Genomic DNA, 18,833 nt, shown 5'->3' with positions numbered 1-18,833 from the left:
AAATTCTCCTTTTTGTTTTGCTATGTTTATTAATATTGTTCACTATGATAACAGTTCCGCTAATCGGATTGATTCTATCATACTATCGGCTTTTGCAATACCTTGCCATGCAATATCAAATGCGGTGCCATGATCGGCTGATGTTCTAATAAATGGTAGTCCGGCTGCGATATTTACCCCATCATAAAAGCCTAATAATTTAAGTGGGATATGACCTTGGTCATGGTACATTGCGACAACCATATCAAATTTACCTTGATGGGCTTGTAAAAATACTGTATCAGGTGCACATGGACCAATAGCATCAATGCCACAAAGCCGCATTTTTTCAATAGCAGGTGTAACAAATTTTATTTCTTCATCACCAAATAGGCCATGTTCTCCTGCATGGGGGTTAACACCAGCTACAGCAATTTTGGGATCAGAAATTCCTACTTTTTTAAGAAAGTCATCAGCAATTTTAATAACTTTTTCAATTCTATCACTACTTAATTTATCTAAAAAGTTTCGTAGTGAAACGTGAGTGGTAACATGAATCACTTTTAGTGAATCAGTATAAAGTACCATAGCGACATCTTTACTATTAGTGAGTTTAGCTAATAACTCAGTATGTCCTGGATACATGTGTCCTGCCGAGTGTAGTGCCTCTTTGTTTAGTGGTGCTGTTGCAATTGCCGTAACTTCGCCCGCAAGAGCTAATTCTGTTGCTTTTTTTACACATCGATAAGCTAGATCTCCCGCTTGTGGTTGAATTTTTCCTGGTTGCAATGAATCGATATCTTCCAATTTTATATCAATTATATTAATCACATTTTTTGAGAAATCTGCTTCGCTAACGCTATTGATTATATTAAGATTAATGTTCTTAAATAATCCCATTTTTAATTGTTTTTTTAATAAATCAGCCGAACCAATTACAACCGAATTTATATTTTTTACAATATCTGATTGTAGTGCTTTGACAATAATTTCCGGCCCAATTCCTGCTGGATCTCCCATAGTTATCGCTATGATTTTTGACACAATTTATCTCCTTTAAATAAATCTTAATGATTTTAAAAAAATATCCTTTGTTCCAAATCCACCAGCTTTAGTAAATACACGATAATCTAAATTTTCATGGCTTAATAATCTACCATAAGGAACACCTTCACAAACTTGTCCTTCGATTATAAAGCCTATTGCTCCTAACGATTTAGCAACGGAAATAGCTACATCCCCACCAGTTAAAAATAAATTACTAAACTTTAAATTTTTAACTAATAATCCTAAACCACTACAGATTTTTTCACCTAATTCGGTTCTTGATAATTGATATTGTTGGCAGTATAAATCGATTTTTTCTCGTTCTTGTTTATTGGTACTGGTTCTGACAATACAATGTTGATTATCGTTAAGTATTTCTTGAATTTTATTCTTATATGTTACTAATGTAGTTGCTGATAGTTCTGGTAATAAATCCGATATTTTTAGATCAACGATATTCCATTTGTTATCATTTTGAATGGTATAATTTATTTGTAGTTGAGTAATTTCGCTCATTGATCCAGCAATGACTAACATTGGCTTTATGCTTAATCTTTCAATTTTTGGTGTTTTTTCTGTTATAGATGGCGAAAGAAAATCAACCAATCCTGCCGAGCCAACTAGTAAAATATTATCTAGTAATCCCTGAATTTCCTCAATAATTGTTTCTAAGTCATGATTTGTTTCTGCATCGATGACGATGATCTTAGTTCCTTGAGTTACAAAGTTTTCAATACGTTTTGTTACTTGATGCGTTCTTACTTCATTTAGATTGATTTCTTCACATGGGTAATCTGTTTGCTGTTTTATAATTGTTTTAATATGAGATGAACAAATAGGTGTTTTAGGATCAGTAGCAAATTCGGTATCGATTAATTCAATACCGTTAACGTAGCATTTCCCATTCTTAGTTATACGATTCATATTAGGAAAAGCAGGTATAACTAAAGCAAATTTAACTTGAGTCGTCGCTAGTAATGTTTCTATTTCCCCACCTATATTACCACGTAGAGTTGAATCAATTTTTTTATAAATAGGTCGTAAGTGTGGATTATTTGAAATAACTTGTTTAATTCTATCTTGGGCCTCGTGATATTCGATTGCTCTACTTTCAGTATTAACAACCGTAATTTTCTTATCATTAAGATGAGTTTTTAAAGGCTGTTTAGATCGCCAATCAAAAACAACATCTACAATAAACCCTTTGTTAACAAGTTGTACACCAGCGTCATTAGAACCAGTGAAATCGTCTGCAATTATTAATTTTATCATTGATTAATTTTACTCAAAAAAAACTATTTTTAGGATTATACCGATTATTTAATCAAAAAAACAACTAAAATGATTAAAATAAATCATTTTAATCATAATGTGATCTGGATCATAGTTTTATAATATTAAAATTGATCAACACGCGAACTTAAAATAACATTAAATGATTAAATTAAATCAATATGATTTTTAATACTCATTTATATTGCAATCGATTGGAGTTAACTATGCACATTAACAGTACTGTCTTAAGTGGACAAGGTGTATTAAATGATCTTAATTTTCTATTTAAACAACATCGTCATATCATATTTATGACGGATAAAAATATTATTAATTTACCAGTGGTAACTAAATTAGTAAAAACAATTGTAGATACAGTTCCTCATTTCACTCTCATTGATGATATTCCGCCAGAACCTAGTCATCATGATGTCACAAATTTATTAAACCGAATGAAAATAGCTAATGCTGATCTAGTTGTTGGTGTCGGTGGAGGCAGTGTTCTTGATGTTGCCAAATTAATTTCAGTGTTATGTGCTAAAGAGAATCAATTGACTCTTGAACAATTATTGTTAGGTGTGAAACCAGTTAAAAGATGTACCTCTATCCTTATCCCAACTACAGCTGGAACAGGTTCAGAAGCAACTCCAAATGCTATTTTGGCTATTCCTGAGAAATCTACTAAACAAGGCATCATTTCACCAGTTATGTTGCCTGATTATGTGTGTTTGATTCCAGAATTAACTATTTCAATGCCAAATCATATTGCTGCTTCTACAGGTATTGATGCTTTGTGTCATTTAATTGAATGCTTTACAGCTAGTATAGCCAATCCTGTTGGTGATAATTATGCCTTAATTGGTATGGATAAATTATTTAAGTTTCTTGAGAGATCAGTAAATGACGAAACTGATTTAGAAGCAAAACTGAATATGCTTTGGGCTTCATACTATGGTGGTGCTGCGATTGCTCATTCTGGTACACATCTAGTTCACGCTATGTCATATCCTCTAGGCGGTAAATACCATATTCCTCATGGTGTGGCAAATGCCATTTTACTTGTTCCTTGCATGGAGTTTGTACGTGATGCGGTGGTTGAAAAATTTGCTCAAGCTTATGACTTATTACCAGATGCAAACCTAAATTTAACTGATGAAGACAAATCGCATGCACTGGTCAGTTATTTTAAAGAATTAGTAAAGCGTTTAGCCCTACCTACAAAATTACAAGAACTTAATATTTCGCCAGAACATTTACCATATCTTGTTGAATCTGCTTTAGACGTAAAACGCCTCATGAATAACGTTCCTAAACAAGTCTCTAAACAAGATGTTCTAGCTATTTATCAATCTCTGTTCTAAGAAACCTATCCTAAAGGAGTAAACATATGAGTAAGAAAATTGAAGGAATTTTAACCGCCATTGTCACAACGTTTGATGAAAATGGTGATTTTTGCCCAAAAAGAATGCGCAAACAGGTTCAACGCCAATTAAATAATGGTAATAGTGTTTTTTGTAATGGTACGAATGGTGAATTTTTTGTTTTAACACAGCAAGAAAAGATCAAAGTTACCGAAGTTTGTGTAGATGAAATATCTGGACGATCTCCAGTAATGGCTCACATTGGTGAAATTTCAACACGAGAAACAATAAAACTTGGCAAAGAAATAGCAAAATTAGGTGTTGATGCGGTATCAGTAATTGCGCCATATTTCATCCCATTGAAACAAGAAGAGCTAATCTATCATTATTCAACAATTGCTGATGCACTAACTGTTCCTGTTTATCTATATAACATTCCTGCCAGAACAGGTAACACTATTTTACCTGAAACCGCCGCCAAACTTGCTGAACATCCTAACATAGCTGGTATCAAAGATAGCGCAGGAAGTGCTGAAAGTTTGCAAGCATTTCTTGATGTTGCAAATAGTTTAGATAACTTTGATGTGTTAACTGGTCCTGATTCATTGATATATCAAGGGTTTGTTGGTGGTGCAGTTGGTTCAATTTCAGGGCTTGCTAATGTTGCACCTGGCTATATCAATGCAATCTGGAAAAATTTTAAAGCAGGTGATCTTGATAAATCTAAAGCAGCTCAAGATGCTGTAGGCGATTTAAGGAAAAATTTATATGCAACAGTATTTTCTCCTGCGGCTGTAAAAAAAGCGCTAACTTTAATGGGAGAAGAAGTTGGCGTTAGTCGCTATCCGATTGAGTTTACGGATGAACACATTAACGCTATCAAAGAGATTGTTAGCAAATTGTAATCTTTGCAATTAAAAGCTGTCATTTTTAGAGAAATAACAGCTTTTACTTTCAAGTATTGAAGTATTAATAAGGATATTTAGTATGAAAGTTATTTCTACATCGCCTTCATTTGCCAAGTATGATTCTACGCCGATAGATAATCTTAAAAAAAATGGCTTTGAATTTTTGGCTTTTCCTGCAGATGTTACTTTGGAAGATTTAAAACCTCATTTAAAAGATACAGTAGCAATGATTGTTGCGTTCACACAAATCGATGAAGAGCTACTATCATTGGCGCCTAACTTAAAAATTGTTTGTAAACATGGGGTTGGTGTTGACAATATCGATTTACAAGCAACTAAAAGAAGAAATATTTGGGCAGTTAATGTTCCCAATGCAAATAAACATGCTGTTGCTGATTTTGCTTTCACTCTTCTACTTGGTGCCGCTCGTCAATTACCTCAAGCAGTGAGTAAAACAGTAAAAGGTGAGTGGCCTAGAATATTTGCTACCGATGCTTATGGAAAGACAATAGGTATTTTGGGATTAGGTAATATTGGCAAGCAAGTAGCGTTAAGGGCCAAGGGATTTAATATGAATATATTAGCTTATGATCCTTATCCTGATGAAAATTTCGCCAAGGGAAATGGTGTTAAATATGTCAGTTTAGATGAGCTTGTACAACAAAGTGATTTTATTTCAATTCATATGCCTTTAATCGAATCCACCAATAATTTATTTAATCTTTCACTTATTCGCAAAATGAAATCAAGTGCTTTTCTCTTAAATTTATCACGTGGCGGAATTGTTAATGAGGATGATCTCTATACTGCATTGTCTGAAAATATTATTGCAGGCGCAGCATCCGATGTATTCGTTCAAGAACCTTTAATTACACACCCATTATTTTCACTCGAAAACTTTATTGGAACCGCTCATATAGCCGGTTATACCGATGGTGCAGTAAGTGAAATAGGGAAAAGTTGTGTCGAAAATATTATTAATTCTATTGTTCATGGTCAAAGACCAGTAAATATAGTTAATGAGCTTTAAGTCTATATTTTAAAAATATAGTGAGGTCTATTATGGATTTAGTACCACAAAAAAAATCAAATATTCGTTGGATTATTGCTGGGTTAATGTGGGCTGCGATTGCAGTAAATTATTTAGATAGAGCAATTATAGCAGCTGCAAGTCCCCATTTAATTAAGGAGTTTAGTTTAACACCAAGTGAAATGGGATGGATTATGTCAGCATTTTTCTGGACCTATGCTCTTTTACAAATTCCTGCTGGTTGGCTAGCGGACAAAGTAGGACAAAAGAAAACATTAGGATGGGCTGTAGGTTGGTGGTCTGTAGCAACTATGTGTATGGGTGTTGCTACAGGCTTTAAATCATTGTTATGTATGCGTTTTATTTTAGGTGCTGGAGAAGCTGCTGCATATCCAAGTAACGCGGGTATCGCATCTAGATGGTTTCCAGATAAAGAACGTTCATTTGTGTCAGCATTATTTGATAGTGCATCAAAATTTGGTGGTGCGGTAGCTATGCCACTAATTGTTTGGTTAATGTACTTATTTGATTGGAGAATTACATTTTGTATTTTTGGTAGTATCGGTATTATTTGGGCTTTATTTTGGATGATTTATTATTCAGATTCACCAGAAAAACATCGAATGATTAATCAAGCTGAAATCAATTATATTCGTGAAGGTCAAGCTCAAAAACACGGCATTGAGCAAGGTGCTGCGATGAAGTGGTATCAATTACTTAGATACAAACCAATTTGGGCAATGTGTTTAGGATTCTTTACTATTAACTATACTTCATATTTCTTTATCACTTGGTTACCAACTTATTTAGTACAAGAAAAAGGTATGGGATTAATTAAAATGGGATTTGTTGCTACACTTCCATTGCTTTGTGGTATGGCCGCTGAAATGACAGCTGGATGGATTTCGGATCGTATGCATAGTAGTAAAAAGTTTTCATTATCTTTTACTCGTAAATCAATTTTATTGATTGGTATGTGTATGGCTTTATGTGTTGGTTTTGCTCCATTAACAGATTCTGTTGTTCTGACTGTGGTATTGTTGTGTATAGCTAGATCAGGTACAGCTGTAGCTGCTTCACAAGTTTGGTCTTTACCTGGCGATGTGGCGCCTAAAAATATGGTTTCTACTGTTGCCGGTTTACAAAATACTATTTCAAATTTTGGTGGAGCATTTGGTCCAATTATTACGGGAGCTCTTGTTGCAGCAACAGGTTCTTTTACCTGGGCACTAATTTTTTCAGCAGGCCTACTCATATTAGGAATGTTTAACTATATTTTCTTATTAGGTAAAGTAAAACCTATAGATTCGTAATTTTGCTTTTCATTTATTTAGATGTCTATTGCCCCTTCTTGGGGCTTTTTTAATATAAATTTAAGAATCTATATAACCAATAGTTATATAGATGTAAATATTTGTTATTTATCCTAAAGACTATTTATTGTTAGACTTTTTATGTAAATACCTCTCTTATTAAGGATGTTGTCATGAAATTTCTAACTAAATCATTAACAGCTGTAGCTTTGATTAGCACACTATTAGGCGTGAACACTGCTTATGCAGATCGTTTAGACGATATTGAAAAACGAGGTGAGATTAAGATTGCTGTATTTGATAGTAATCCTCCGTTTGGATTTATTGATGAAAAAACCAATAAAATTGCCGGGCTAGATGTTGATTATGCTAATGAAATAGCTAAAGCATTAAATGTAAAAGTGGAACTTGTTCCAACTAATCCAGCTAATCGTATTCCATTACTTACCTCGCAAAAAGCGGATTTGATCGTTGCCAACTTTACGGTTACTGATGAGCGAGCTAAAACAGTTGATTTTAGTTTGCCTTATTTTGCCACTGGTCAGAAGTTTGTGGCTAAAAAAGGATTGTTAAAAACAGCTGATGATCTTAAAAATCTTCGTATAGGGGCTGATAAAGGGACTGTAATGGAAATTACGTTACGTGAAAAGTTCCCAACCGCTAAAGTGATTTCTTATGATGATACGCCTTTTGCTTTTGCCGCATTACGTAATGGAGTGGTACAAGCTATTACTCAAGATGATGCTAAGTTAATTGGTTTACTTGCAAATGTCCCAGAAGAACAACGTGCTGTTTTTGAAATTTCACCATTTAGTATTACTGAAGAATATCAAGCTGTTGGTGTTCCAAAAGGTGAAACTCGTTTAAAAGAAAAAGTTAATCAAATATTGTTAAAACTTGAAAATGATGGTGAAGCATTGACTATTTATAACCGCTGGTTTGGTCCAGATACAAATTCTGCGATGCCTCGTGGTGATTTCAAAATAGGTAAAGGTCAATAAATTATATGTATGAGCAATTACTAGAGCCACGTTATTTGTGGTGGTTGTGGGATGGTTTTTTAGTCACTATGGCTATCTCTTTTTTAACAATTATCTTTTCTACCACATTAGGATTTTTATTAGTTATTGCTCAGCAAAGTCATATTAAAATTATCAAAGGCGTTGTTATTGGATATAACGCCATTTTTCGTTATTCGCCATTACTACCGCAACTTTTTTTCTGGTATTTTGGTATTGGTAATTTGTTACCGATTGAGTTTAAATTATGGTTATTTGATGAACCAGAAATTCAACTGTTTTTGTTCACTCTAAAAATGCCATCTTTTGAATTTATTATTGGTTTAATTGGTTTAACATGTTATTCCAGTGCTTTTATTGCTGAAGAATTCCGGGCTGGTATTATGGGGGTGAGTAATGGACAAGAACAAGCCTCATTAGCGTTAGGTCTCACTCGTTGGCAGAGTATGCGATTTATTATTTTACCGCAAAGCTTTCGTATCGCTTTTCCTCCATTGATCGGTCAATATATGAATATTATCAAAAACTCATCGCTAACCATGGCAATAGGTGTGTTAGAACTATCTTATGTTTCTCGTCAAGTAGAAACCGAATCGTTAAAAACATTTCAGGATTTTGCAGTAGCAACTTTTTTATATATTTTCGCTATTGTTATTGTGGGTACCCTAGGCAATATTTATCAATCAAAATATTTACAAATAGGCAAGGTCTAATACGTTATGGATTTTAAGGGTTTTGAAATTATTTGGCATAATCTCGATTATCTTATTTTTGGTAATTTCCCTGGTGGCATAATATTAACATTGTTAATGAGTTTTGCTGCTATTGTTTTTTCGACCATTTTGGGTATTTTCGCGGGAGTCGGTTTAACGGTTTGTGACGGATTTTTACGTAAACTTTTAGTTATTGTATTAGGTTTTTTAAGAGCGATTCCCGTTATTATGCTCATATTTTGGACTTATTTTTTATTGCCAGTTTTATTAAATATTGATGTGCCAGCTATCACTACTGTGATTTTTGCTTTATCATTAATTGGTGGTGCATACATTGGTCATTCTGTTCATGCAGGAATGGTAGCTATTGGCAAAGAACAATGGCAAGCAGCTTTTTCATTAGGTTTCACGAAAACCCAAGTCATTATTTTTATTATCTTGCCACAAGCATTAAAAATGATGTTACCTTCCTTTGTTAATCAGTGGGTATCATTAATTAAAGATACCTCTCTAGCTTATATCGTTGGTGTTGCAGAGTTTACCTTTATTGCTACCCAAATTAATAATCGTAGTATGGTTTATCCTACAGAGATTTTTTTGTTTGTTATTATGGTTTATTTTATTATTTGTGCCACACTTGATTTTACAGTATCAGTATTACCAAAATATCATTTATTTTCTCGCAAAAAATAGCTAGATGGTTTGTTTTAATAGTATTGAGCAAAACATCTCTAAAAAAGTCAAAAAGGTTATTAAGGTTCTTTTAAGCTTTGTTTGCTAAATTATAAGTAAATATTATCAATATTGGTTTTGATATGTTACTTAATATGAACACTCATCTTTTTTTATTAATCAATGCTCAAGAACACGCTTCGAAGTTATTTATTCTTTTTGCTGTGTTTTGTGCTAATTACTTAATATTGCTACCTATTGGCTTATTAGCAATATACTGTATATACAAACCAGTATATAGAACATTGGTGATAAAAATTTTAATAAGTTTAGCATTGGTGCTAACTGTTACTTTTATTATGAGGCATCTATTTTATTCGCCACGGCCATTTGTACTTAATGTTGGTACTAATTTTTTAACTCATGATAAAACCAGTTCGTTACCGAGTCAGCATGCTGTTTTTATTTGGACTATCTGTTTTTCTATTTATTTAAATTATAAAAAGCAATTTAAATCGTTTGCTTATTTATCTACTGTAGTTGCTTTGCTTGTTTGTTGGAGTCGTATCTACTTAGGGGTTCATTGGCCACTAGATATTCTAGTTGGTATGTTATTAAGTTTTATATCAGTTTATTTAATTAAAAAATTTTGGTTTCTATATTCCAAAATTTATAAATGATTAAAAATTTAAGTTGTTTAAGGTTAGGCATATACTAGTTAACTATGCTAGCTAGGGTATTTTTCAAATCTACTTAAGGTTGAACTATAATGAAAATACTTATAGTCGAAGATGATAGTTTATTACAAAAAGGGTTATACGATGGTATAACGTCTGATGGCTATGTTTGTGAAGTGGCATCTAATGGTAAGCAAGCGGAAGAACATATAGAGTTTTCGCAATTCAGTTTAATTATTCTTGATTTGGGACTGCCAGATTGCGATGGTTTAGATTTACTCACTCGTTGGCGTAAAAAACAAATTGAGGTTCCTGTTCTTATTTTAACTGCCCGCGATACTATTGAAGATAGAGTAGAAGGTTTAGATCTTGGTGCTGATGATTATTTAATTAAGCCTTTTGCTTTAACTGAATTACTAGCAAGAGTCAGGGCATTGATTCGTCGAAATCAAGGAACAGCTGATAATGTTATTAATTATGGCCCGATTAGCATTGATATTAAACGACAAACAGCGACATTAAATGGACAAGAAGTTATATTAACACCTAAAGAGTTTATTTTATTGTCTAGATTAATGTTAAAAGCTGGAGAAAAAGTACATCGTAATTTATTGCAAAATGATTTATATGATTGGCAAAGTGATCCTAGTTCAAATGTGCTTGAGGTTTATATTCATGCGTTACGAAATAAATTAGGTAAACATTTAATCAAAACTGTACGTGGATATGGTTATCAACTCAATATTGATAATTAGCTATTATTCTATATTTAGTGAATGATAAATTTATGATTGAAAAATCCTTGACTAAGATACGTCATAGTATTCGTTGGAATCTCTTTTTTACTTTAGGCGCTATTATGTTAATTTGCCAAATTATTACGGTATTTTGGTTATGGCATGAAAGTAAAGAGCAAATTGATGTTCTAGTTAATTTAACTTTAAGTAAAAATAAAATCGACGAAGTAGTTGAGCATGAGGAATTAGAGGCCATTTTTGCTCTGTTTTGTTCAGCTTTTTCTATGATGGCTGTGACATTATTTTTAGCTTATAAAGCTATTAAATGGATTACTAAACCTTTAGAGATTCTGGAAAAGGATCTAAATCAAAGAACCGCGGATAATCTTAAGCCGATAAAGCCAATTAGTAATATGCGTGAAATCAAATCGATTACGTTGGTATTAAATAATTTATTTGAGAGACTCAATAATACTCTTTCGCAAGAACGTCTATTCACTGCCGATGTTGCTCATGAAATGCGAACACCATTGGCTGGTATTCGTCTGCATTTAGAATTACTTGAAGCAAAAAATAAAATCGATTGTCGTGAATTAATTGAACGTATAGATCGTTTAGTCAATACCGTAGAACAACTTTTAATGCTTGCTAGGGCTAGTCAAAAATTTACGTTAGGTCAGTATCAAAAAATTAATTTTTATGATGATATTCAAATACCACTTTTTGATGAATTAACCGAACTAACAGAACAAAAACAACAAACAATTGAATGGCAAATTACTAATAAGATTACTTTTAGTGGCGATGCTACTCTGATTCGTTTACTGATTCGCAATCTGGTTGAAAACAGTTATCGATATAGTCCAAATAACAGTAAAATTACGATATGTTTTTATAAAGACCTTCAAGATATTATTATTGCAGTTAAAGATGAAGGCTGTGGTATTGATGAATCAAAGACTGAAAATTTAACCCAAGCCTTTTTCCGAATGGATCGTAAATATAATGGAATAGGGCTTGGCTTAAGTATCGTTAATCGCATCACTAAATTACATCATGGGCAATTTACATTAAGAAATCGGCAGGACCGTCAAACAGGTACTATTGCCGAAGTTAGACTTAATGATTCACTTCATCAATTAACTTAGTTATTAAATTGTTATATTGATTTTCTTTAATAAGTGATGACAAAAAACGTTGCCAAGTGCGTTCTATTTTTGCTTTGGCAAAAAATCCGACATAATTAGCAATCGGAATAAAGGTTGAATTACCTATATTATCAATAATGATTAAGCGATTGTTTTCAGATGACAAATGTTGAAATAAAATATTTTTACTCTTGATTGTCATGGTAATAATTCGATCTTTTAATAACGCTGTTTTTAATGCTTTAAGTGATACAACTAACTCACTATAATATTGTTGAGTTAATTGTTCGTGAAAGAGATATTTTTCTAACGGTGTAGCAATTTTCCCATCATAGTCCCTAATTAATTCAAAAACATGTCCTTGTCCAAGATTAGTTGTTACTGGGCCATAATATTTTGCCAAAACATCCCACGATATTTTGCGTTTTATAAGATGTTTATAATAAGCAATTTCACGGTTTGTTTCCTCTTCGGCACCATCATTATAATTCACTTTGATACATTTATTCGGATCATCTGGATGGTGGTAGCACTTTCTATGTAGTCCTTTGCTTATATAATCTTTTTCGGTAAGTTGAATTAATTTTTTCATCAATTGATATCGTGTAATTAAAGGTTAGCTAAAAGTGTAGCAGTTAGTGTTTTTTATCGCTATGGTTTTTTTATTATAAGTTCTAGCGCTTTTATAATATTTCTGTATAATATTGCCACCCACGTTACAACAGTGTTCTTCCCAACACTGTTTTCGATTGTCAAAATTAGTATAGCAACTCGAAGGGGTTAGTTAGTTAATAGTAGCAATCAAAAAGTGTAAATAAATCAAATGATTTATTAACGTGAGATTAATTAAAATTTGGATAAATACGAATGAGTACTTTTTCAGCTAAACCAGAAACAGTTAAACGCGACTGGTATGTTGTTGATGCAGCAGGTAAAACGTTAGGTCGTTTAGCTACTGAAATCGCAAGCCGTTTGCGTGGTAAACACAAAGCAGAATATACACCACATGTTGATACAGGTGACTATATTATCGTTATCAATGCAGAAAAAGTTGCTGTAACAGGCAAAAAACGCACTGATAAGATCTATTATCGTCATACTGGTTACATCGGTGGACTTAAAGAAGCGACTTTTAAAGAAATGATTGAACGTCATCCTGAACAAGTCATCGAAATTGCTGTAAAAGGCATGTTACCGAAAGGTCCTCTTGGTCGTGCAATGTACCGTAAACTAAAAGTTTATGCAGGTAGTGAGCACAATCATGCGGCACAACAACCGCAAGTATTAGATATTTAAGGGGATAGAAGATGGCTGATAATCAATATTACGGTACAGGTCGCCGCAAAAGTTCCGCTGCTCGAGTGTTTATCAAACCAGGTAGTGGAAATATCGTTATTAATAAACGTTCATTAGAGCAATACTTCGGTCGTGATACAGCTCGTATGGTTGTTATGCAACCGCTTGAGTTAGTTGAAATGACTGACAAACTTGATCTTTATATCACTGTTAAAGGTGGTGGTATTTCAGGTCAAGCTGGTGCAATTCGTCACGGTATTACTCGTGCATTAATGGAATATGATGAAACTTTACGTTCTTCATTACGTCAAGCGGGCTTTGTTACTCGTGATGCACGTCAAGTTGAACGTAAAAAAGTGGGTCTACGCAAAGCTCGTCGTCGTCCACAATTCAGCAAACGTTAATTGCTACGTTACAAATTTGTTTCAAAAACCCAGCGCAAGCTGGGTTTTTTTTCTGTTTTATTTATTACTATATAAATTTAGATAACAACCACCTAAATAAAAATAATTTATTATTATTCAATATAATATATTATAAATCTTTTATTCTCCTCAAAAAATATAATCTGTTTATAAGATGAAAAGAATACAAATCTGAGAAAAAACAAAAAGAAAATTCATTTTTTTTAACAAATTTGTTATCCAATTTGTTAGAATAGTCATTAATATAAACTTATTTAAACTTTTTGCATATTTGGAGTGAACATGGTTGTTGCTGTTAATAAACGTTCTGTAATGACATTATTTTGTGATACAACAGATATTTATGGCCATCAGATTCGTTTTGTGTTGGCAGAAAAAGGGGTAACAGCTGAGATCGAGTTTGTTACAGCAGATAATCTACCTCAAGAATTATTGGATTTAAATCCCTACGGTTCAATTCCAACACTAATTGATCGTGACCTTACCTTATATGAACCACATATTGCATTAGAATATTTAGATGAACGTTTTCCTCATCCACCGCTAATGCCTGTTTACCCAATTGTAAGAGCGAATTCTCGATTAACCATGTATCGCATTAAGAAAGAATGGTATAGCGCTTACGAAACAATTTTAGCTAATCCGGACAGTGAAGCTGCTAAACAAGCACGTAAAAATTTACTTGATGATCTAGTATCAATCTCCATAATGTTTAAAGAAAAAGATTACTTTATGAGTGATGATTTTACATTATGTGATTGTTATTTTGCTCCTCTACTTTGGCGTTTACCTATGATTGGTATTGAGTTGCCAAAAATAGCCGAGAAGAATTATCTTGCTTATATGGCTCGCATTTTTGAACGTCCAGCTTTTATAAGCTCTTTAACTGAAGATGAAAAGAAAATTAGAGCGTAATAGTTTATTTTTTATCTAACGACAGATTAGCAATTAAATAAGGTAGCCGTTATGGAAATTGATAACATGACTCCTCGTCGCCCTTATATCTTTCGGGCTTTTTATGACTGGATATTAGATAACGAATTAACTCCGTATATTGTGGTTGATACATCTGTATATGGTGTATTAGTACCGCAAGAGTTTATAAAAGATAATCAAATCGTACTTAATATTGCCCCGCAATCGGTCGGCCAGTATTTAGTTAATAATGAACAAATCGAATTTAATGCTAGGTTTTCTGGTGTACCTCAACATATTGTTGTACCCATGGCGGCTATTGAAGCTATTTATGCTCGTGAAAATGGTGTTGGTATGGGATTTGAGGATGAACCATATTATAAAGCTCTCAGAGAAGGTGCGAATAAACCAGCAGAAAATGTTAAACCGAAGCCAGTTAATCCTTTCCGAGTTGTCAAATAATTATTCTTAATTACAAGAATAATCAAATTTTTCACTATCTTATTTACAATATTATTATTTAGTCATAAATAGGATAGTCTTTTTTTGTCTGTAATATCTATAATAGTAATAGCCAATATAAATCAAAGTAGGGGCGAAAGTAATTGTTATTTTAAATTTTATAATTGATAATGATTATTATTACCATAATAGAGTGTTTATTTTATGAAAACGTGTAATAACAATCCTACTTCTCGTCTTTGGCAACTTGCTTTTCGATATAAAGTACTCATCATTTTATCTTGTTTATTTTCAATCTTAAGCGTCGCTACTGCTTTTATTCCTTTTATTTCAGTATATTACATTGTTTATGAAATTATTATCAGTCTAACCAACAACACAACATTAAATAATCAACTTATTATCGATTATGGGTGGGTAGCTTTTATTGCTGCGGCATCATCTATATTTTTAAATTTTGTTGCACTTTGTCTCTCGCATATTGCTGCGTTTAAAACTCTTTATCATTTAAAATACAATTTTATTCGATACTTATCATGTTTACCTCTCGGATTTTATACTAAACATTCAAGTGGCGAATTACGAAAAATTGTTGATGATGATATTGAAAAAATAGAGATTTTTATTGCACACCAATTGCCTGATATGATTGGCTCATTTGCTACTCCAATTATTATTTTTATTATTTTAGCCATTTTCGACTGGCGTTTAGGCTTGGCAACATTGGTACCAATCATTTTAGCTTATATTGTTTTGAAAAGCGGTTATCGTCGTAAAGAAATTAAAAACAATATGCAAGAGTTCCAAACCCGATTAATTGATATGAGTAATGCATCAGTTGAATATATTCGTGGTATAACAGTGGTTAAAGCTTTTAATCAAACTTTCTTTTCTTTTAAACGCTTTTATGAATCGATCAAAGCTTATCAACAATATTGCCTTAAGTTTATAGATTGTTTTAAATATCATATGGCACTATTTTTGCTCATATTAAATAATATCTATCTTTTTATTATTCCAGTAATGATTTTATTACTAGGTACAACAGAAAATTATGCCAATTTTATTTTGTCATCTATTTTCTATTTAATTTTCTCATTAGCTTTACCTGCGCCTTTTTTCAAACTTTTATATGTATCACAAGGTTTTCAAAGAGCAGTTAAAAGTGTTGAAAATATGGATAATGTCCTCAATATAAAATCATTGGCTGAACCTGAATCAGGTCTTGAAGTTGATAATTATGACATTTGTTTTAATGATGTTACATTCTCTTATAATGAGAATAAAGATAATGATTCTTTAGAAAGTAATGCCCTCAATCACATCTCTTTTACTGCCAAACAGGGAACAACGACCGCATTAGTTGGGCTTTCTGGTAGTGGCAAAAGTACCATTTCATTACTTATTCCGCGCTTTTTTGATCCTGGAGAAGGATCAATAACCATTGGTGGTGTAGATATCAAACAAATGAGTAGTGAATATTTATTGTCATTAGTTAGCTTTGTGTTTCAAGATGTTTTTCTCTTTAAACAAACAATTTTAGATAATATTAAAATAGGCAAACCTGACGCCGATCTAGACGAAGTTATTGCCGCGTCTAAAGCTGCTCAGTGTCATGATTTTATTGAAAAATTACCAGATGGCTATCAGTCTGTAATAGGCTCTAAAGGATTGCATTTGTCTGGTGGAGAAATGCAACGATTAGCAATTGCTCGAGCATTACTAAAAAACTCACCTATATTGATTCTTGATGAGGCTACATCTTTTGCTGATCCTGAAAATGAATACAAAATTCAACTTGCCTTAAAAGTATTAATGGAAGGTAAAACCGTTATTATGATTGCTCATCGTCTATCAACAATAAAAGATGCCGATCAAATTGTGGTATTAGATAAAGGAAGTATTGTTGAAAAAGGAACCCACCAACAACTTATTGATAAACAAAATACCTATTACAAAATGTGGCAATATTACAGACAAACATTAGATTGGCAAATGGATCAGTCAAATTCAGCTAAAAATTGTCATTCAGATCACTCTTGTCATAATGATGGAGTTGCACATGTTTAAAAAAATATTGATGTTGTCAGATATAGAAAGTAAAAATCTTAATCAAGCTATCATTGCTTGTACCTTATCCAATTTGACATTAATGTTACCCTTTGTAATTTTATTACAGGTAATCATGTTGTTAATTGAGCCTTTAACTAATCAAATACCAGTGAATGTTTATTATCTTTGGATAATGGCAGGCTTAGGCGTGTTATCGGCAATTTTGTTCTTAATCTGTTATAAAAGAGAATATAAAAAGACTTACGCTAATGCTTTTGGTCAAGCGGCCAATACTAGAATTGCGGTTGCTGAAAAACTTCGCAAATTACCACTAAGCTTTTTTAATCGAAAAGATCTTTCTGAACTTACTGCAAATATTATGGGTGATTGTGCGGTTATTGAAAATATGCTTAGTCACGTTATACCGCAATTAATAGGATATTCCGTTAGTAGTCTAATAACTTGTTGCTTATTAGCATTCTATGATTGGCGGATGTCTGCAGCTATTTTTTGTACTCTGCCGATTGCTATTATTATTGTTGTTGCCGGTAAAAGACTTGAACAAAAATTGGGTGAAAAACATGTTCAAGCTAAATTAGCCGTTTCCGATGAGGTTCAAGAATATCTCGATGGTATAAAAATCATAAAAGGTTTTGGTTTAAGTGGTAAAAAATTCCAACGCTTAGATAAAGCACTGAAAAATATGATGTGGGCATCGATTAAGTTTGAAGGAATAGGTGGAATTATTGTTACTTTGTCTACTATGACATTACAAGTGGGTTTAGGTATTGTTGTTTTACTCGGGGTAACCTTAATGGTTTCTGGAAGTTTGGATCCAATTACTTTTATTGCCTTTGTAATTATTAGCTCACGAATTTATAGTCCTTTAATTTCAGTTTTAACATTATTACCTGAACTGTTCTATATGCTGGTTTCTATCGATAGAATGAAGAGTCTGCAAAATGAGACTATTATGGAAGGTAAAGATGATGTGACTTTTACTAATTATAATATCAATATTGATCAGATTAATTTTTCCTATAACCAGACAAGTGTTATTAATAATGTAAGTTGCACTATACCTGAAGGAAAAATGACAGCACTAGTTGGACCATCTGGTAGTGGTAAAAGTACTTTATTACAGTTGATTGCACGTTTCTGGGATGTAACTTCAGGAAAAATTACTATAGATAATCAAGATATTAAGCAAATAGATCCGGAAACATTAATGCATTCAATGGCTTTTGTTTTCCAGCAGGTGGTATTGTTTGATGATACTATCATGAATAATATTCGAATTGGTAGGCATAATGCTACTGATGAAGAGGTAAAACTAGCGGCTAAAATTGCTAGATGTGACGAACTAGTAGCTCGATTACCAGATGGTTGGAATACATTAATTGGTGAAAACGGTAGTAAACTTTCTGGTGGTGAACGACAACGTATCTCAATTGCGAGGGCATTATTAAAAAATGCACCTATTATTTTGCTTGATGAAGCTACCGCTTCTTTGGATCCAGAAAATGAAGTTTATATTCAAGAAGCCATTGCTAATCTAGTAAAAGATAGAACTGTCATTGTTATTGCTCATCGCTTAAAAACCATCATTGGCGCTGATAATATTATTGTCTTAGATAAAGGCTCAATTGTAGAACAAGGCAATTATCAGCAATTAATGGCTAAAAATGGCTTATTTACTAAGCTTTATAGCCTACAAAAACAGACATTGTCTATTAATTAGTGATTGGCTATATTTCTGGAAATAATCAGTATATCATATAACAAAATAACTGATAAAAAACAG

General features: G+C 32.7%; 19 protein-coding genes. 16 read left to right on the top strand and 3 right to left on the bottom strand.

Annotated elements, in window-relative coordinates; translation table 11 throughout:
• Positions 1-42: 42 nt before the first annotated feature.
• Both pdxA and H3U97_RS06090 read right to left on the bottom strand, forming a co-directional pair.
• Positions 43-1,023, bottom strand: a complete 981-nt coding sequence (gene pdxA, locus H3U97_RS06095) for a 4-hydroxythreonine-4-phosphate dehydrogenase PdxA (RefSeq protein WP_065577998.1) — start codon at positions 1,021-1,023, stop codon at positions 43-45.
• 12 nt (positions 1,024-1,035) lie between these two features.
• Positions 1,036-2,298: a four-carbon acid sugar kinase family protein gene (locus H3U97_RS06090; RefSeq protein WP_110453606.1), complete on the bottom strand. Its 1,263-nt coding sequence runs from the start codon at positions 2,296-2,298 to the stop codon at positions 1,036-1,038.
• A 227-nt stretch (positions 2,299-2,525) separates the two neighbouring features.
• Here H3U97_RS06090 and H3U97_RS06085 point away from each other — a divergent pair, with 227 nt between their 5' ends.
• The 10 genes from H3U97_RS06085 to pmrB all read left to right on the top strand — a co-directional run bounded on the left by H3U97_RS06085 (position 2,526) and on the right by pmrB (position 11,879).
• The gene (locus H3U97_RS06085) at positions 2,526-3,662 is read left to right on the top strand and encodes an iron-containing alcohol dehydrogenase (RefSeq protein ID WP_198198518.1); all 1,137 of its coding nucleotides are present in this window, start codon (positions 2,526-2,528) and stop codon (positions 3,660-3,662) included.
• 26 nt (positions 3,663-3,688) lie between these two features.
• Entirely contained in the window at positions 3,689-4,567 is an 879-nt protein-coding gene (locus H3U97_RS06080) for a dihydrodipicolinate synthase family protein (protein WP_065650883.1), read from the top strand.
• Positions 4,568-4,649: 82 nt separating this feature from the next.
• Positions 4,650-5,600 (top strand): phosphoglycerate dehydrogenase, encoded by a 951-nt coding sequence (locus tag H3U97_RS06075; protein WP_198198517.1) that lies wholly within the window; start codon positions 4,650-4,652, stop codon positions 5,598-5,600.
• A gap of 32 nt (positions 5,601-5,632) precedes the next feature.
• Positions 5,633-6,913: an MFS transporter gene (locus tag H3U97_RS06070; protein WP_065650881.1), complete on the top strand. Its 1,281-nt coding sequence runs from the start codon at positions 5,633-5,635 to the stop codon at positions 6,911-6,913.
• A 173-nt stretch (positions 6,914-7,086) separates the two neighbouring features.
• Positions 7,087-7,914, top strand: a complete 828-nt coding sequence (locus H3U97_RS06065) for an ABC transporter substrate-binding protein (protein ID WP_065577995.1) — start codon at positions 7,087-7,089, stop codon at positions 7,912-7,914.
• A gap of 5 nt (positions 7,915-7,919) precedes the next feature.
• Positions 7,920-8,645 (top strand): amino acid ABC transporter permease, encoded by a 726-nt coding sequence (locus H3U97_RS06060; protein WP_034901374.1) that lies wholly within the window; start codon positions 7,920-7,922, stop codon positions 8,643-8,645.
• A 6-nt stretch (positions 8,646-8,651) separates the two neighbouring features.
• The gene (locus H3U97_RS06055; RefSeq protein WP_198198516.1) at positions 8,652-9,338 is read left to right on the top strand and encodes an amino acid ABC transporter permease; all 687 of its coding nucleotides are present in this window, start codon (positions 8,652-8,654) and stop codon (positions 9,336-9,338) included.
• A 122-nt stretch (positions 9,339-9,460) separates the two neighbouring features.
• Positions 9,461-9,997 (top strand): phosphatase PAP2 family protein, encoded by a 537-nt coding sequence (locus H3U97_RS11615; protein WP_370528020.1) that lies wholly within the window; start codon positions 9,461-9,463, stop codon positions 9,995-9,997.
• Positions 9,998-10,086: 89 nt separating this feature from the next.
• Entirely contained in the window at positions 10,087-10,749 is a 663-nt protein-coding gene (gene pmrA, locus H3U97_RS06045; protein WP_034901372.1) for a two-component system response regulator PmrA, read from the top strand.
• 32 nt (positions 10,750-10,781) lie between these two features.
• Positions 10,782-11,879, top strand: a complete 1,098-nt coding sequence (gene pmrB, locus H3U97_RS06040) for a two-component system sensor histidine kinase PmrB (protein WP_198198514.1) — start codon at positions 10,782-10,784, stop codon at positions 11,877-11,879.
• Here pmrB and H3U97_RS06035 read toward each other — a convergent pair.
• Complete coding sequence (locus H3U97_RS06035) at positions 11,851-12,471, bottom strand: YrbL family protein (RefSeq protein WP_065577991.1); 621 nt, start codon at positions 12,469-12,471, stop codon at positions 11,851-11,853. The two genes, pmrB and H3U97_RS06035, sit on opposite strands and share 29 nt — an antisense overlap.
• A 275-nt stretch (positions 12,472-12,746) precedes the next feature.
• Here H3U97_RS06035 and rplM point away from each other — a divergent pair, with 275 nt between their 5' ends.
• The 6 genes from rplM to H3U97_RS06005 all read left to right on the top strand — a co-directional run bounded on the left by rplM (position 12,747) and on the right by H3U97_RS06005 (position 18,770).
• Positions 12,747-13,175 carry a 50S ribosomal protein L13 gene (gene rplM, locus H3U97_RS06030; protein ID WP_034901369.1) on the top strand — a complete coding sequence of 143 codons (429 nt, stop codon included), beginning with the start codon at positions 12,747-12,749 and terminating at the stop codon, positions 13,173-13,175.
• 11 nt (positions 13,176-13,186) lie between these two features.
• Complete coding sequence (gene rpsI / locus H3U97_RS06025) at positions 13,187-13,579, top strand: 30S ribosomal protein S9 (protein WP_034901366.1); 393 nt, start codon at positions 13,187-13,189, stop codon at positions 13,577-13,579.
• Between the two features lie 303 nt (positions 13,580-13,882).
• Positions 13,883-14,515 (top strand): glutathione S-transferase N-terminal domain-containing protein, encoded by a 633-nt coding sequence (locus tag H3U97_RS06020; RefSeq protein ID WP_065577990.1) that lies wholly within the window; start codon positions 13,883-13,885, stop codon positions 14,513-14,515.
• Between the two features lie 51 nt (positions 14,516-14,566).
• Positions 14,567-14,977: a ClpXP protease specificity-enhancing factor gene (locus H3U97_RS06015; RefSeq protein ID WP_198198513.1), complete on the top strand. Its 411-nt coding sequence runs from the start codon at positions 14,567-14,569 to the stop codon at positions 14,975-14,977.
• A 204-nt stretch (positions 14,978-15,181) separates the two neighbouring features.
• A complete protein-coding gene (locus tag H3U97_RS06010) occupies positions 15,182-17,047 on the top strand; it encodes an ABC transporter ATP-binding protein (RefSeq protein ID WP_198198512.1) in 1,866 nt (621 codons plus the stop codon).
• A complete protein-coding gene (locus tag H3U97_RS06005) occupies positions 17,034-18,770 on the top strand; it encodes an ABC transporter ATP-binding protein (RefSeq protein ID WP_370545676.1) in 1,737 nt (578 codons plus the stop codon). The genes H3U97_RS06010 and H3U97_RS06005 overlap by 14 nt, the downstream gene beginning before the upstream one ends.
• Positions 18,771-18,833: the final 63 nt, after the last annotated feature.

It is taken from the genome of Gilliamella sp. W8128, assembly GCF_016100545.1.
Taxonomy (GTDB): Bacteria; Pseudomonadota; Gammaproteobacteria; order Enterobacterales; family Orbaceae; genus Gilliamella; species Gilliamella apis.
The sequence above is the reverse complement of the archived record's forward strand: the minus strand, read 5'-3'. Positions and strand labels throughout refer to the sequence as shown.